The 13284-nt window shown below is 75.7% G+C and carries 10 protein-coding genes; 7 read left to right on the top strand and 3 right to left on the bottom strand.

Translation table 11 applies throughout. The annotated features are described in order from the left end of the window. Positions 1 to 96: 96 nt before the first annotated feature. The 5 genes from ADK60_RS05805 (at position 97) to ADK60_RS47470 (ending at position 8635) form a co-directional block, all read left to right on the top strand. A complete protein-coding gene (locus tag ADK60_RS05805; protein ID WP_053643782.1) occupies positions 97 to 741 on the top strand; it encodes a class I SAM-dependent methyltransferase in 645 nt (214 codons plus the stop codon). Positions 742 to 1376: 635 nt separating this feature from the next. Beyond that, the gene (locus ADK60_RS05800; RefSeq protein WP_063783053.1) at positions 1377 to 4421 is read left to right on the top strand and encodes a type 2 lanthipeptide synthetase LanM family protein; all 3045 of its coding nucleotides are present in this window, start codon (positions 1377 to 1379) and stop codon (positions 4419 to 4421) included. A gap of 112 nt (positions 4422 to 4533) precedes the next feature. Then, positions 4534 to 4725 (top strand): hypothetical protein, encoded by a 192-nt coding sequence (locus tag ADK60_RS05795; protein WP_053643780.1) that lies wholly within the window; start codon positions 4534 to 4536, stop codon positions 4723 to 4725. 345 nt (positions 4726 to 5070) lie between these two features. Next, positions 5071 to 8148, top strand: coding sequence for a helix-turn-helix transcriptional regulator (locus tag ADK60_RS05790; protein WP_053643786.1), 3078 nt, complete (start codon positions 5071 to 5073; stop codon positions 8146 to 8148). Between the two features lie 355 nt (positions 8149 to 8503). Next, positions 8504 to 8635 carry a hypothetical protein gene (locus tag ADK60_RS47470; protein ID WP_286185254.1) on the top strand — a complete coding sequence of 44 codons (132 nt, stop codon included), beginning with the start codon at positions 8504 to 8506 and terminating at the stop codon, positions 8633 to 8635. 59 nt (positions 8636 to 8694) lie between these two features. On the opposite strand, the gene ADK60_RS05785 is transcribed toward ADK60_RS47470, so the two are convergent. After that, positions 8695 to 9411 carry a TetR/AcrR family transcriptional regulator gene (locus tag ADK60_RS05785; RefSeq protein ID WP_053643778.1) on the bottom strand — a complete coding sequence of 239 codons (717 nt, stop codon included), beginning with the start codon at positions 9409 to 9411 and terminating at the stop codon, positions 8695 to 8697. Between the two features lie 123 nt (positions 9412 to 9534). Here ADK60_RS05785 and ADK60_RS05780 point away from each other — a divergent pair, with 123 nt between their 5' ends. After that, positions 9535 to 10236 (top strand): NAD(P)-dependent oxidoreductase, encoded by a 702-nt coding sequence (locus ADK60_RS05780; protein ID WP_053643775.1) that lies wholly within the window; start codon positions 9535 to 9537, stop codon positions 10234 to 10236. A gap of 164 nt (positions 10237 to 10400) precedes the next feature. On the opposite strand, the gene ADK60_RS05775 is transcribed toward ADK60_RS05780, so the two are convergent. Further along, on the bottom strand, positions 10401 to 11291 hold the full coding sequence (locus tag ADK60_RS05775) for a Vgb family protein (protein ID WP_053643773.1): 891 nt from the start codon (positions 11289 to 11291) through the stop codon (positions 10401 to 10403). 133 nt (positions 11292 to 11424) lie between these two features. On the opposite strand from ADK60_RS05775, the gene ADK60_RS05770 reads away from it, so the two are divergent. After that, positions 11425 to 11997 (top strand): hypothetical protein, encoded by a 573-nt coding sequence (locus tag ADK60_RS05770; RefSeq protein ID WP_053643772.1) that lies wholly within the window; start codon positions 11425 to 11427, stop codon positions 11995 to 11997. Here the strand turns inward: ADK60_RS05770 and ADK60_RS05765 are convergent. Next, the gene (locus tag ADK60_RS05765) at positions 11988 to 13169 is read right to left on the bottom strand and encodes an AI-2E family transporter (protein ID WP_053643770.1); all 1182 of its coding nucleotides are present in this window, start codon (positions 13167 to 13169) and stop codon (positions 11988 to 11990) included. The genes ADK60_RS05770 and ADK60_RS05765 overlap by 10 nt on opposite strands. Positions 13170 to 13284: the final 115 nt, after the last annotated feature.

The following is a 13284-nucleotide window of genomic DNA, read 5'->3' as shown; positions in this document are numbered from 1 at the left end:
CCCCCGCCCCACGTGCCACGCCTCCTCCCGCGCCGACCACACGCCCCACGCACCCCCGGCGCACCACCGTCACCCGGGGCGTGCCATCATCGGGCCATGTCGGCACCTGACGACCAGTCCGCGTACTGGAACTCCACCGGGACCACCAAGACCTTCGGCCACCCGCTCAACCCCACCTGGGCGGCCCGGACCGACCCGGAGGCCGCCCTGCTCGACTACGGCTGCGGTTACGGCCGGCTCGCGGGCGACCTGCTCGACCTGGGTTTCCGTGACATCGAGGGCGTGGACGTCGCTCCCGAGCTGATCGCCCGGGCCCGTACCGAACAGCCCGCCGCCCGCTTCACCGTGCTGGCCGACCCGCCCCGGCTCGACCGGCCGGACGGCAGCTACGACGCGGCCTTCCTGTTCGCCGTGCTCACCTGCGTGCCCGACGACGACGCCCAGCGCGCCCTGGTCGCCGAGCTGCACCGGGTCCTGCGGCCGGGCGGGCTGCTGCACATCAGTGACTACGTCCTCCAGCCGGACGAGCGGAACCAGGAGCGCTACCGGCGCTTCGAGGCGCGCTTCGGCCGGTTCGGCGTGTTCGAGACCGGTGACGGGGCGGTCTGCCGCCACCACACCCGGGACTGGCTGGACGGGCTGTTCGCCGGGTTCGACCCGGTGGACGCGCGGGAGCTCCCGGTGCACACCATGAACGGCCGCCCCGCCACGGCCACCCAACTGCTCCTCGCCCGCCGTTAACGGACACCCGGGCCCCCGGGCCTGCTCCGGATCGGGCCCGGCCACCCGGAACGCCCCCCTCCATCGGCGGGGGTCCGGCGGATCGTGCGGGCCGAGCGGCACAAAGATGGGGGCACGTCCCCCATGCCCCGGCAACCGCCCCAACGACAGGATCAGCAACGAGGGCAGCGCCTTCGACGGCAGCGCGGCTCTCTCCCGGCATCGGAGGTGCGGTGGTGGCTGAGGTGAACGCCGTGCGCAGCACGCGCCCCGACGGGGGCGCCGGACCGGTTCAGGGCCCGGTCGCACCGGCGGTTCCCTCGGCCATACCGTTCCCGCACACTCCGATGCCCGGCGACTTCCCCGCACCACCGGCTCCACCCGCATCACCCGCATCACCCGCCGCATCCGCCCCGACGGCGGAGACGGCGGCGCCCGACGCGAACCAGCCCGACCCGAACCAGCCCGACCCGAACCAGCCCCGCCCGAGCCGCCCCGACCCGAACCAGCCCCACCCCTCACAGACTCCCCGTTCCCACCACGCCCGTCTCCGGTCCCCCCGTGCCGGCGGCCCGCCGTGGTGGGAACGGGGACTGACCCCCGGTCGGCCCGCGCCCGCCACCCGCCCGGACTGGGCCGCGTTCACCGAGGCCGCGGTGGCCGCCGCGCCCGTCCGGCCGGTCGTGCCGCGCGCCGCCTACCCGGGCCTGAGCGGCTTCGCGCTCGTCCTCCAGCCCTTCGCCGACCGGGCTCAGGTCCGGCTGCTGACGGCGCTCACCCCCGCCGTGCGGGCGGCCGACCAGCTGGACCGGATCGACCTGACCGCGCTGCGCGCCGAGTTCACGGCGCGGCTCACCGAACGGCTGGCCCGGATCGCCGCCCGCACCCTCGTCCTGGAGCTCAACACGGCCCGGGCGGCCGGGCGGCTGGCCGGGGGCACCCCGCAGGAGCGGTTCCGCTCCTTCCTCTCGCTCACCGCCCGCCGCGAGGGCCTGGCCGCGCTGCTCCGCGACTACCCCGTCCTGGCCCGGCTGCTCGCCCGCGCCTGCCTGGACGCCGCCGATGCCCACGCCGAACTGCTGGACCGCTTCGCCGCCGACCGGGCGCCGCTGGTCGCCGGGCTGCTGCGCGGCCGCGACCCGGGCACGCTGCTGGCCGTCACCGCCGACGCCGGCGACCGCCACCGGCGCGGCCGGGCCGTCGCCGTGCTGCACTTCGCCAACGGCGCCGCCGTCGTCCACCGCCCCCGGCCGCCCGCCGCGCACCGGCACTTCAACACCCTGCTCGGCTGGTACGGCGCGCAGCCCGGAGTGCCCCGGCTGCGCGCGCTCGGCCTGCTCGACCGGGGCACCCACGGCTGGACCGAGTACGCCGAGGCCCGGCCCTGCCTGACCCGCTACGACGTCGAGCGGTTCTACCGGCGGCAGGGCGCGCTGCTCGCGCTGCTGCACGTCCTGGACGGCACCGACACCCACTTCGAGAACCTGATCGCCTGCGGGGACCATCCGGTCCTGGTGGACGTCGAGACGCTGTTCCATCCCCCGGCGGGCGAGCCCCGCCCCGCCCCCGACACCGGCACCGCCCCCGGCGACACCGGCGCCCCCGACACCGGTGCCCCCGACGAGGACCCGGCGGCCCGGGCACTCGCCGAGTCCGTCCACCGCGTCGGCCTGCTGCCGCAGCTGCTGATCGGCGACGACGGCGCCGCGGACGTCTCCGGCATCGGCGGCGGCGGCACCGGACGGCGGCTCTCCCCGGTCGACGGCGTGGACTGGGCCGGCGCCGGCACCGACGAGATGCGGCTGGTGCGCCGCCCGCGCCCGTTCGGCACCGCGCACAACCGGCCGCGGCTCGGCGGCGCGCAGGTCGAGCCCGCCGAGCACACCGAGGCCCTGGTGGCCGGCTTCCGCGCCGGGTACGCGGCGCTCGCCGCCGGACGCGACGACCTCACCGGCCCGCGCGGGCTGCTGCGCTCCTTCGCGGACGCCGAGGTCCGGGTGGTCCCCCGGGCCACCCGGGTCTACGCCCGGCTGCTGGACGAGTCCACCCACCCCGACGTGCTGCGCGAGGCGGGCGCCCGGCAGGCCGTTCTCGACCTGCTGCGCACCGACGCGGTCGACGACCCCGGCCGTCCCGGGCTGGCCGAGCACGAGATCGCCGACCTGTGGACCGGCGACGTACCGCTGTTCACCACCCGGCCCGGCACCCGCGACCTGTGGACCTCCGGCGGCCGGCGGCTGCCCGGGGAGCTGGCCGAACCGGGGCTGGCCCGGGTCGAGGCCAAGCTCGCCGCGCTCGGCGCGGTCGACCGCAAGGACCAGGAGTGGATCGTGCGCGCCGCCATGGCCGGTGCCGCCGACACCCCCGCGCACCGGCCCGGGCGTCCGGTGCCGGAGAACGTCTGGGCCACCGCGCCCGAGCCCGAACGGCTGCTGGCCGCCGCCCGGGGGCTCGGCGACCAGCTCGTCGCCGCCGCCTACCAGGGCCGGTCCCGGACCAACTGGCTCGGGCTCGAACTGCTCGCCGACCGCCACTGGCGGGTCCGGCCGCTCGGCGCGGACCTCGCCGGCGGGTACACCGGCACCGCGCTGTTCCTCGCCCAGCTCGCCGCGCTCACCGGGACCGACCGTTATGCCGAGGTCGCCCGCCGGGCCCTCGCGCCCGTCCCCGGGCTGCTCGACGCCCTCGGCGCCCACCCCGGCCACCCCGCCGCCGTCGGCTCCGGTGCCTTCGCCGGACTGGGCGGCATCACCTACGCGCTGTCCGAACTCGCCCGGCTCCTGGACGAGCCGCCGATCGCCGCCTGGACCGGGGCGGCGGTGGCGCTCACGGTGGCCGCGGCCGAGGGCGAGGCCGACCCGGGCGTGCACAGCGGCACCGCCGGCGGGCTCGCGGCCCTGCTCGCGGTCCACGGCGGGGCCGTCCACCGGACCCTCCTGCTCACCGGACCTGCCACCCCCACCGACGCGCTGGCCGCCGCCGCCCGCTGCGCCGAGCGGCTCGCCGCCCACCCCCTCCCCGCCACCGCCGGCTTCGCCCACGGTTCGGCCGGCGTCGGCTGGGCACTGCTGCGCTACGCCGAGGCCACCGCCGAGCCCCCCGAGGGCCCGCACCACCGGGCCGGGCTGGCCGCCCTGCACGCGGCCACCGCCGTCCGTTCCCGCGAGGGCTCCTGGTGCCGGGGCCGTCCCGGGATCGCGCTCGCCGTCCTCGACAGCCCGCTCGCGCTCGCCGACCGGGAACTCGCCGACTGGGCCCAGCGGGCCGTCCGGAACACCGCCCGCGCCACCCCGCTCGGCGACCACAGCCTGTGCCACGGCGAGCTGGGAGTGCTGGAACTGCTCGGCCGGCACGGGCCCGCCGCCGGCCGCACCCCGTGGGTCCGGCGGGCCGGCGCCCTGCTGGCCGCCGTCGACCAGGACGGCGCGCGGTCCGGCACGCCCGACCACGTCCCGCACCCCGGACTGCTCACCGGCCTGGCCGGGATCGGCCACGGACTGCTCCGCCTCGGCTTCCCCGACCAGGTACCGTCGGCCCTGCTGCTCCGCCCCCGCGCCCCGGCGGCGACCGGCCCCGCCCCGGCGACCCACCGGACGGCGCGGCCCTTCGACACCGCCCTCCCCGATCCCCCGGCCGACCCGGACACCGCCGCTTCCCTCCGCACCGTCGGCGGACCGCGCAGCCCGGTCGCGCTCCGCTGACCGCCCCGGCGGGCCGCCCGGGCCGCCGGCCACCCTCGACCGAACCGGCGCCGCCCGCACGACGTCCTCCCTCCCGAACCATCCATCACCACCACGAACGGAGCACCGAATCATGCACAACCACGACGAGCGGCTCACCCTGCCGCAGACCGCCGTCCGCCCCGGCGAGACGGCCGACCACCCGGCCGGCGAGATCCGCCTGCGCGCGGGCGGCGGCCTGGGCCTGCGTTCCCACCTGCTCGCCGGGACGGGCGGCGCCATCCCGCCGATCATCGAGTTCCCGACCATGACCACCCCCTTCTGATGCCCCACCGGCTCCTCTGAGCCGTTACCACCCCTTCCCGCCGCCGTTCGGACGTATTTGACTCTGTTCTGATCCGTTCGAACCCGTTCGGGAACAGCCCGACCCTGTGCACCACCCCCGGCCCCAACCGGCCGGACCGTCCGCCGCCGAGGACCGGGCAGCCCCTCGGCGGCGGACCCCGCCCCACCCCGCCCCACCCGCGCGCACCCCGACCCGTCGACCCGTGGCGGCGCTGTGCTCCGATTGTGGTCGTACGGCAACCATCCGGTGCTGACACGGTGTCTGCTTCGTAACCGATTCACCGCACTTCAGAACGGAATCCCCGTCAAGTAGCCTGCGCCCATGGTGCGCACCACGTCGTCGATCACCGTCGGCCGCGCCGCGGAGCTCGCGATGCTCGGCGGCGCGCTGGCCGCTGCCCGGCAACGGGCCGGCGGAGCGGTCTTCCTGGTCGGCGAGGCCGGCATCGGCAAGTCCCGGCTGGCCGGGGAATGCGCCTACCACGCCTACGGGCTCGGCCTGCCGGTACTGCGCGGGCGGGGCAGTTCGACCGGCACGGTGACACCGTTCCGCCCGTTGATCGAGGCACTGTCCTCACGGTTCCGGGCCGCCGGTCCCCCCACCGACCCCGAACTCGCCCCCTACCGCCCCGCGCTCGCCCGGCTCGTCCCCGAGTGGCGGGACGCCGCACCGGCGGCCGGCGCGGGCGCCTACCCGGAGACGGTGGTCGAACTGGCCGAGGCACTGCTCCGGCTGCTCGCGGTGCTCGGCCGCGACCAGGGCTGCGTCCTGCTGCTGGAGGACCTCCACGACACCGACGCCGAGACCGTCGCCGTCCTGGAGTACCTGGTCGACAACCTCGCCGGCCTCCCGGTCCTGCTGCTCGCGACCCTGCGGGCCGAACCCGGCCCGGCCCTGGAGCTGGTACGGGCCGCCGAGCGCCGCCGCGCCGCCACCGTCGCCGAACTCCCGCCGCTGCCGCCCGCCGAGGTGGCCGCGCTGGCCGCCGCCATCCTGGAGGACGGGACCGGCGACCTCCCGGCGCCCCTGGTCGAGCACCTCGTCGAACGCGGCGACGGCTGCCCGTACCTGGTCGAGGAACTCCTCGCCGACCTGCTGGACCGGGGCACGCTGCGGCGCGCCGAGGACGGCCGCTGGCTGCTGGCCGACGGCTCCCGGCCCGGGGTGCCGAGCACCATCGTCCGCAGCTGGGGCCACCGGATCGACCAACTCGACCCCCAGGTGCGGGAACTGCTGCTGACGGCGGCCACCCTCGGCAGCCGGTTCTCGGTGACCACCGTCCAGCTGATCACCGGCTACGACGACCGGACCCTGTTCAGCCACCTCCGCTCGGCCTCCGAGGCCAATGTGATCGTGCCGGACGGCTCCGCACCGGACCGCTACGCCTTCCGGCACGCGCTGACCGCCGACGCGGTCACGGCCGCGCTCGCCCCCGCCGAACGGGCCGCGCTGGCCCGCCGGGCGGCCCGCGCCATCGTCCGCGCCGATCCCGAACTCGCCGACGAACGACGCCAGTTGGTCGCCTCCCTGCTACTGGTGAGCGGCGACCGGGCGGGCGCGGCCGTGCACTTCGCGGAAGCCGGCCGGCGGGTGCTGGAGGCCGGGGCGGCCGGCTCCGCCGTGGTCCTGCTGGAACGCGCCCACGAACTCGCCGGCGACGCCGAACGGGCCTGCGTCACCGAGCGGCTGCTCCCGGCGCTGGCCGAATCCGGGCAGCTGGACCGGGCGTTCGAGCTGGTCCGCACCCTGCCGCCGGTCCCGCCGTCCGCGACCGCCGCACCCGGCCGGGGTTCCGGCTCCGGCGAGGGACGGGGGTCGCTCCCCGCCCCGGCCGTGGAGGGCCGGATCGAGCTGCACACCCGGCTCGCCTGGGCGGCCGTGATGGCCGAGCGCGGCCCGGACGCGGTGGCCCAGGTGGCCGCCGCGCGGGCACTCACCGCGGGCCGGCCGCGCCCCGAGCAGGACGCCGCGCTGGCCGTGGTCGAGGGGCACCTCGCCCTGCTGCCGGACCACACCCCGGACCCGGCCGACGGCAGGAGCGACGGCGCTGGCGACGTCGGCAACGGCGACGGCACCCGCGAGACCACCGCACCGACCGCCGCACCGACCGCGGCCCGCCTCGCCGAGGCCGAACGACGCGCCCGCCGCGCCGCCGAAGTGGCCGAACGCGCCGGCCTCCCGGTGGTCGCCTGCCAGGCCTGGCAACTGCTCGCCCTGCTCGCCCGCGAACAGGGCTTCGACGCCGCCGACGCCTGCCTGGAACGCATGCTGGCCGTCGCCGAGGCCAACGCCCTGCCCGTCTGGCGGGTCGAGGCCATGCTCCGGCTCGGCGCCAACGCCTTCATGCGCACCGGCGACGGCACCCGGCTGGAACGCGCCCGGGAGGCCGCCGCCGGGCTCGGCGCGATCGTCCTCACCCAGACCCTCGACGGACTGCTCGCGATGAACGCGGTGATGCGCGGCGAGTGGCACACCGCCCGCACCATCGTCGACCGCTGCCTCGACGCCACCGCCCGGCTGCACAACCTCGCCGCCCACCGCTACCTGCTGCTCTCCTCCGCCACCCTCGCCGCGCACCTCGGCCGCACCCGGGAGATGGAGCGCGAACTCGCCCGGTTCCGGCAGGCCGGCGGCGAGGAGTCCTTCCTGACACCGCTGCGCTACGGGCTGTGCCGGGCGGTCGGCGCCCTGCTGGCCGAGGACCGCCCCGGCGCCCGCGCCGAACTGGCCGCCGGACTGGCCTGGGAGGAGGAGCACCCCAGCGTGTTCTACCTGGCGGGCCGGCACGGCCTGCACCCGCTGCTGGAGGTCGTCGAGGGCCGCTGGGACCGCGCCGCCCTCGACCGGGCCGCCGCCGTACCCGCCGTCGAACTGGCCTGGAACCACCAGTTCCTGCGGTTCGCGGACGCGGTGCTGCTGGGCCGCGAGGGCCGCCCCGCCGAGGCCGCCCGCGCGGTCGCCGAGGCCGGCCCGGGCGCCGCGTCCTTCCCGCTCGCCCACCACCTCGCGCTGCGGCTCGCCGCCGAGGCCGCGCTCGCCGACGGCTGGGGCGACCCGGTGGCCTGGCTGCGCACCGCCGAGGAGTACTTCCACCAGTTGGAGGTCCAGCCGGTGGCCGCCGCCTGCCGGACCCTGCTGCGCCGGGCCGGCGCCAGCGTCGCCCAGCACCGCGGCGGCCGCGACGCCGTCCCGGCCGGACTGCGCACCTGCGGGGTGACGGTCCGCGAGTACGAGGTGCTCGTCCTGCTCGCCGACCGCCCCGGCAACCAGGAACTGGCCCGCAAACTCTCCATCTCACCGCGCACGGTGGAGAAGCACCTGGCCAGCCTCCTCGCCAAGACCGGGCACCCGGACCGCGCCGCGCTCTGCGCCCTCGCCACCGAACTCCACACCGGCCGCTGACCGGCCCGGGAGCCCGTCGCCCCCTGACGGGAGAAACGACGCAGGGCCCGGGCGTCGGCGTAGCCGGAGCGGGCGGCTACCGCGCTGATGCTGACATCGGTGTCGTGGAGGAGTCCGGTGACGTGGGCTCGGCGGATGTCCTCGACTTCACCGCTCCACGTGGTGTCGCGCTCCTCGAGCCGGCGTTGCAGGGTCCGGGTGCCGAGGCTCATGCGCTGCGCCACGGTGGAGAGGGTGGGAGGGGCCGCTTCGTGCGCGGACGCCAGGACGGCACGGAAGAGGTCCGGCCAGCCGCGCAGCGGGGTGGAGGTGGCGAGCCGGGCCGAGCGCGCACGCGCGGACGGCCCGGCCTGGAATGGTCTTCGTCCCGTTCCGCGATGCCCCGACCATCGACTACGGCCCGATGCGGCCGACAGCGGGCACGAATCCGCTCGTCGGCCCCTTCCTGGAGATCGTCGACGAACTCGCGCCGCCGCACCGGGACTGAATCGCACCCGAGGGAACAGGTGTGACAGCCCGGCTCATGGGCCGGCGTTCCGGAGGTCGTCAGCTCTTCGGCGCGATACCCAATGACCGGACGAGCTGGGTCAGTTCCTCGCGGAAGAGCTTTTCCGGGCTGGTGGTCTGGCTGTGCAGATGGCCGTAGATCTCCAGTGATACCAGGCCGTGGAGATGACCCCAGAGGCGCAGCGCGAGGGCCACGCCGGCCGGAGGGAGGTGGGGGAAGGCGGGGCGGACCTTGCCGAGGAGGCCGGCATCGAAGTCGGACCACTGGAAGTCGCTGTCCGCGTAGAGGTGTTCGACATGCGGCCAGGCGGCGGCCGCGAGGCCGGTCAGGGCCGTGCAGACCCGCTGCGCGGCATCCGGGGCGGCGCCGCCCTCGGGAACGATGTAGCCGGGTACCGGGTCGCCGTAGATGAGGCGGAAACCTTCGGGGTTGGCCAGCGCCCAGCCCCGGAAGGCGTGCGCCCATGCCGGGATCCGGTCGGCCGGATCCTTGGCGGGGGCGGCGTCCCAGGCGGCGTCGACGGAGTCGGCGAGCGAGGTGTACACATCGTTGATGAGCGTGGTGACCAGGTCGTCGCGGGTGGCGAAGTAGCCGTAGATGGCGTTGGGGGTCATGCCCATCTCGCGGGCGATGGCGCGCAGTGTGATCGCGCCGGGGCCGCCCGAGGCCATCAACTCCAGTGCCACGCTCTTGATTTCGGCCGTCGTCTCGGCCCGCAGTCGCTCACGCCGCCCTCTGGTCCCGGTATCTGCCATACGGCCACTCTACAGCGTCACGATATTGATCGCCGTACTCGAACTTCACACCGTATAGTTTTCGTACGGCGTCCAGACGGGTGGCGGCAGCCAGCGCGTCCGGGCATGAACAAGGGGAGAGCCATGCACATCGGAGTGATCGGTGCCACCGGCACCATCGGCAGCCGGGTCGTCACGGAAGCGCTCGGCCGCGGACACCACGTCAGGGCACTCAGCCGCGACGCCTCGCAGATCAACGAGAGCCGCACGAACATCACCTGGGCAAGCGTGGACGTCCTCGACCCCGCGAGCATCACCGCCGTCCTGCCCGGCCTGGACGTGCTGATCAGCGGGTTCCAGCCGGGCAACGCGGCCAAGGATTTCGCGGACACCGTACGGCGCTCCATCGCCGACCCCACGCTCCATTCCACCGCCGCCCGGGCGCTCGTCAAAGCCCTGGAGAGCCACCCCCGGACCCGGCTCATCGTGATCGGCGGGGCCGGCAGTCTGGAGACAGCGCCCGGGGTGGCTCTCGCCGACGACGTCGACCGGATGCACGAGACCCTCGACCGGCTCGGGCTGCCCCGCGAGTACGCGGCCGCGGCACGCGGCGCCCGGGACGGTCTGAACGTCCTGCGTACGTCCAATCGGCTCTGGACCTACTTCAGCCCCGCCGAGGAGATCGCCCCCGGCGAGCGCACCGGCCGTTTCCGGATCGGCGGCGACCAGGCGGTCCGGGACGCCGACGGCCGCAGCCGCATCTCTGCGGAGGACGCCGCCCTCGCCCTGGTCGACGAGGCGGAACTGCCCCGCTTCGTCCAGCGCCGTTTCACCATCGGCTACTGACACCCGCCACAGCCGCCTCCGGGGTCCCCCTGATGAAACTCAGGAGTTTCATCAGGGGGACCCCGGAGGCGGCCCACACACACAACACCTGGAAGGCGTCAAGATCCTCCCCAGGAACCGTTCGGGAACGTCAAGGCCCGCGACCCCCACCGCGGCCTCCGCCGCTAAGTGGTGAGCCGGGCGATCGCGCCGAGTTCCAGGGCCGCGTGGACGGTGCCGTCCGGGGTGACGGCGATGCCGTGCGGTTCGGCGGCCGCACCACCCTCGCCGCCGTCCAGCTCGTACCCGGCGTAGGCGCCGTCGGGCGTGAGGGAGCCGATCCGGCCGGCCGCCCACTCGGTGAACCAGAGCCGGCCGTCCGGGCCCGCGGTGACGGCGTGCGGGCGGGCCGCGCGGTCGGGCAGCGGGTATTCCGTCACCTCGCCGTCCACGGTGATCCGGCCCACCTGGCCGGCCCCGATCTCGACGAACCAGAGCGCGCCGTCGGGGCCCGCCGTGATGCCGACCGGGGCCGCGCCCTCGGTCGGCAGCGGGTGCAGGCTCGTCCGGCCGTCGACCGTGATCCGGCCGATCGCGTTGCCCTGGTTGAGGGTGAACCAGAGGGCGCCGTCCGACCCGGCGGCGATCATCGAGGGGAAGCCGCCGGCGACCGGCAGCGGGTACTCGGTGACCTCGCCGTCCACCGTGATCCGCCCGATCCGGTCGGCGTTCATCTCGGTGAACCACAGCGCGCCGTCGGGGCCGGCCGCGAGGCCGTAGGGGCCGCAGTCCGCCGTGGGCAGGGCGAAGGAGCTCTCCTGACCGTCGACGGCGATCCGGCCGATCCGGTGGTCCCGCATCCGGGTGAACCAGAGGGCGCCGTCCGGCCCCGCCGCGATCACCGCGGGGCCGCAGTCCTTCGAGTCGAGCGGGTGGCGGGTCACCGTCCCGTCCGCCGCCAGCCGCCCGATCTCCCCGGCGTGCACCAGGGTGAACCACACCCCGCCGTCGGCCCCGACCGTCACCCCGTACGGCCCGGCCGCCCCGTCCGACACCACGACCCGTTCGATCGCCATCGGTCGCCCCGCCCCTCGCTCTTGACACTTCGACAACAAGAACCGCGTGCGAAGCACTCTCCCCCACCCGCCCCGCCAGGGGCAACCCACCGACCGCCGCCGAGTGTCAGTGGGGTCGCCTAACGTCCTCGGCATGGGCATCTATCTGGTGAGTGTCGAGGCCGACGACTGGCTCGACGAGGAAGTCCTCGGGCCGGTCGCCCGGGAGCTGGACGCGGTCCTGGCCCGGCGGGGGCTGCCGCCGTTCGTCTGCCCGCCCGCGACGGAGTTCCGGGCCGGGTCGGGGCAGCACTTCGAGGAGAAGATGAACCGGCCGATCTCCGGCTTCGAAGCGTTCTGCCGGGAGCTGGCCGACGGCACGGTGGACGCCCTGCTCGGCTGGGACGTACTGCTCCCGGTGGAGCTGGAGGCGCCGGTACTGCTGCCGGTGGAGTGCTCCTACAACGACGTGACGGCGGTCGGCGACGCGCACCGGGCGCTCGCCGCCGCCCGCCGGCTGGCCGAGCTGCTCGCCCTCCCGCCCGGGATACCCGAGCACTGCGACAACCTGGAGATCAACTGCTGGTTCGAGGAGCACGCGGCGACCGCGGCCGCCGTCTCCCCGGGGCCCTGGACGGAGGACCTCGACATCGCCTTCCACGCCGCGCTTTTCCTGCGCGCCGCCGAGTACACGCTGCGCCGGGGCCGCCCGCTGGTCTACTCCTGACGCCCCTCGGCGACCGGCCCGACCGTCGGACCGGCCGTCGGGCCCGCTGGCGGACCTGCCACGGCGGGGCCGCCGTTCCGGTCGCCGCGGTGGCCCCGCCCGGTCGCGCCGCGCAGCACGGAGACGACACCGAGCCCGGCGGCGCAGATCGGCACGGCCAGCAGGGCGCCGATGATCCCGGCGATCCCCGCGCCCGCCACCACCGCGACCATGATGGTGCCCGGGTGGAGTTCCACGGTGCGGCTCTGGATCACCGGCTGGAGGATGTTGCCCTCGATGGCCTGGACGGCGACGACGATGCCGAGCGCCCACAGGGCCGTGCCGAGCCCGCCGTCGGCGAGGGCGACCAGGACGGCGACGGCCCCGGACAGGAAGGCTCCGACGAACGGGATGTAGGCGCCCATGAAGACCAGGGCGCCGAGCCCGGGCGCCCCGGGGACGCCGAGGACGAGCAGCCCTACGGTGATGAAGAGGGCGTCGATCAGGGCGATCAGGGTGGTGCCGCGCATGAAGCCGGCCATCGCGTCGAAGGCGCGCTCGGCGCAGAGCACCACGGTCTCCGCGCTGCGGGCGGGCAGGTAGGAGCGGATCACCTCGCCGGTGCGGTGGCCGTCGCGCAGGAAGAAGAACACCAGGGCGAGGGCCAGGACGCCACCGGTGGCGATCTGGGTGGCCAGGCCCAGACCGGAGAGCACGCCGTTGGTGAGAGTGGAGACCAGCTGGTCGGTCTCGCCCTGGGCGTTGTCCAGCACGTGCCGGAGCTTCTCGCCGAAGGGGCCGAGCCATTCGGCGAGCCGGTCGCCCGCCTCCTGCAGCGCTGCGGCGATCTGCGGGGCGCTGTGCACGAGCGAGTTGACGAGCAGGGCGATCACGGCGCCGACGGCGGTGACCAGGACGGCGCAGGTGAGCCCGGCGGCGACCGAGCGGCTGAACCCGCGCCGGACCATCCAGGGCATCACCGGGTAGAGCAGCGAGGTGCCGAGCAGCGCCACGATGACCGGCACGGTCGCGGCCCGCAGTTCGACGAGGGCGAAGACGACCAGCGAGGCGACGGTGATGAGCAGCACGACCGCCGCGGACCAGGCGGCGGCCGCCCGGATCGGCGGCGGCAGCATGAGGTAGGGGCGGCGGTGGTCGACCGGCCGCGGCTCGGGTGGGTTCTCGCCCGGCATCCGTTCCTCCCGTCGTCCGCCTTCCGCCCGGTCGGGCGATCGGTCCAGGTGTGCCCCATCCCAACAGATGATCAGATCGAACGCGCGTTGTGCGGCCGCCGCCCGAGGGGCTGGA

The organism is Streptomyces sp. XY431 (genome assembly GCF_001279805.1).
Classification (GTDB): domain Bacteria; phylum Actinomycetota; class Actinomycetes; order Streptomycetales; family Streptomycetaceae; genus Kitasatospora; species Kitasatospora purpeofusca.
This window is presented reverse-complemented; position numbering and strand designations above follow the sequence as displayed.

What these genes read in the sequence shown, in the direction of transcription:
- ADK60_RS05775 (WP_053643773.1), bottom strand. Translation starts at nt 11,291, where the DNA reads ATGGCGATCGAACGGGTCGTGGTGTCGGACGGGGCGGCCGGGCCGTAC.
- ADK60_RS05805 (WP_053643782.1), top strand. Translation starts at nt 97, where the DNA reads ATGTCGGCACCTGACGACCAGTCCGCGTACTGGAACTCCACCGGGACC.
- ADK60_RS05780 (WP_053643775.1), top strand. Translation starts at nt 9,535, where the DNA reads ATGCACATCGGAGTGATCGGTGCCACCGGCACCATCGGCAGCCGGGTC.
- ADK60_RS05765 (WP_053643770.1), bottom strand. Translation starts at nt 13,169, where the DNA reads ATGCCGGGCGAGAACCCACCCGAGCCGCGGCCGGTCGACCACCGCCGC.
- ADK60_RS05770 (WP_053643772.1), top strand. Translation starts at nt 11,425, where the DNA reads ATGGGCATCTATCTGGTGAGTGTCGAGGCCGACGACTGGCTCGACGAG.
- ADK60_RS05795 (WP_053643780.1), top strand. Translation starts at nt 4,534, where the DNA reads ATGCACAACCACGACGAGCGGCTCACCCTGCCGCAGACCGCCGTCCGC.
- ADK60_RS05785 (WP_053643778.1), bottom strand. Translation starts at nt 9,411, where the DNA reads ATGGCAGATACCGGGACCAGAGGGCGGCGTGAGCGACTGCGGGCCGAG.
- ADK60_RS47470 (WP_286185254.1), top strand. Translation starts at nt 8,504, where the DNA reads ATGGTCTTCGTCCCGTTCCGCGATGCCCCGACCATCGACTACGGCCCG.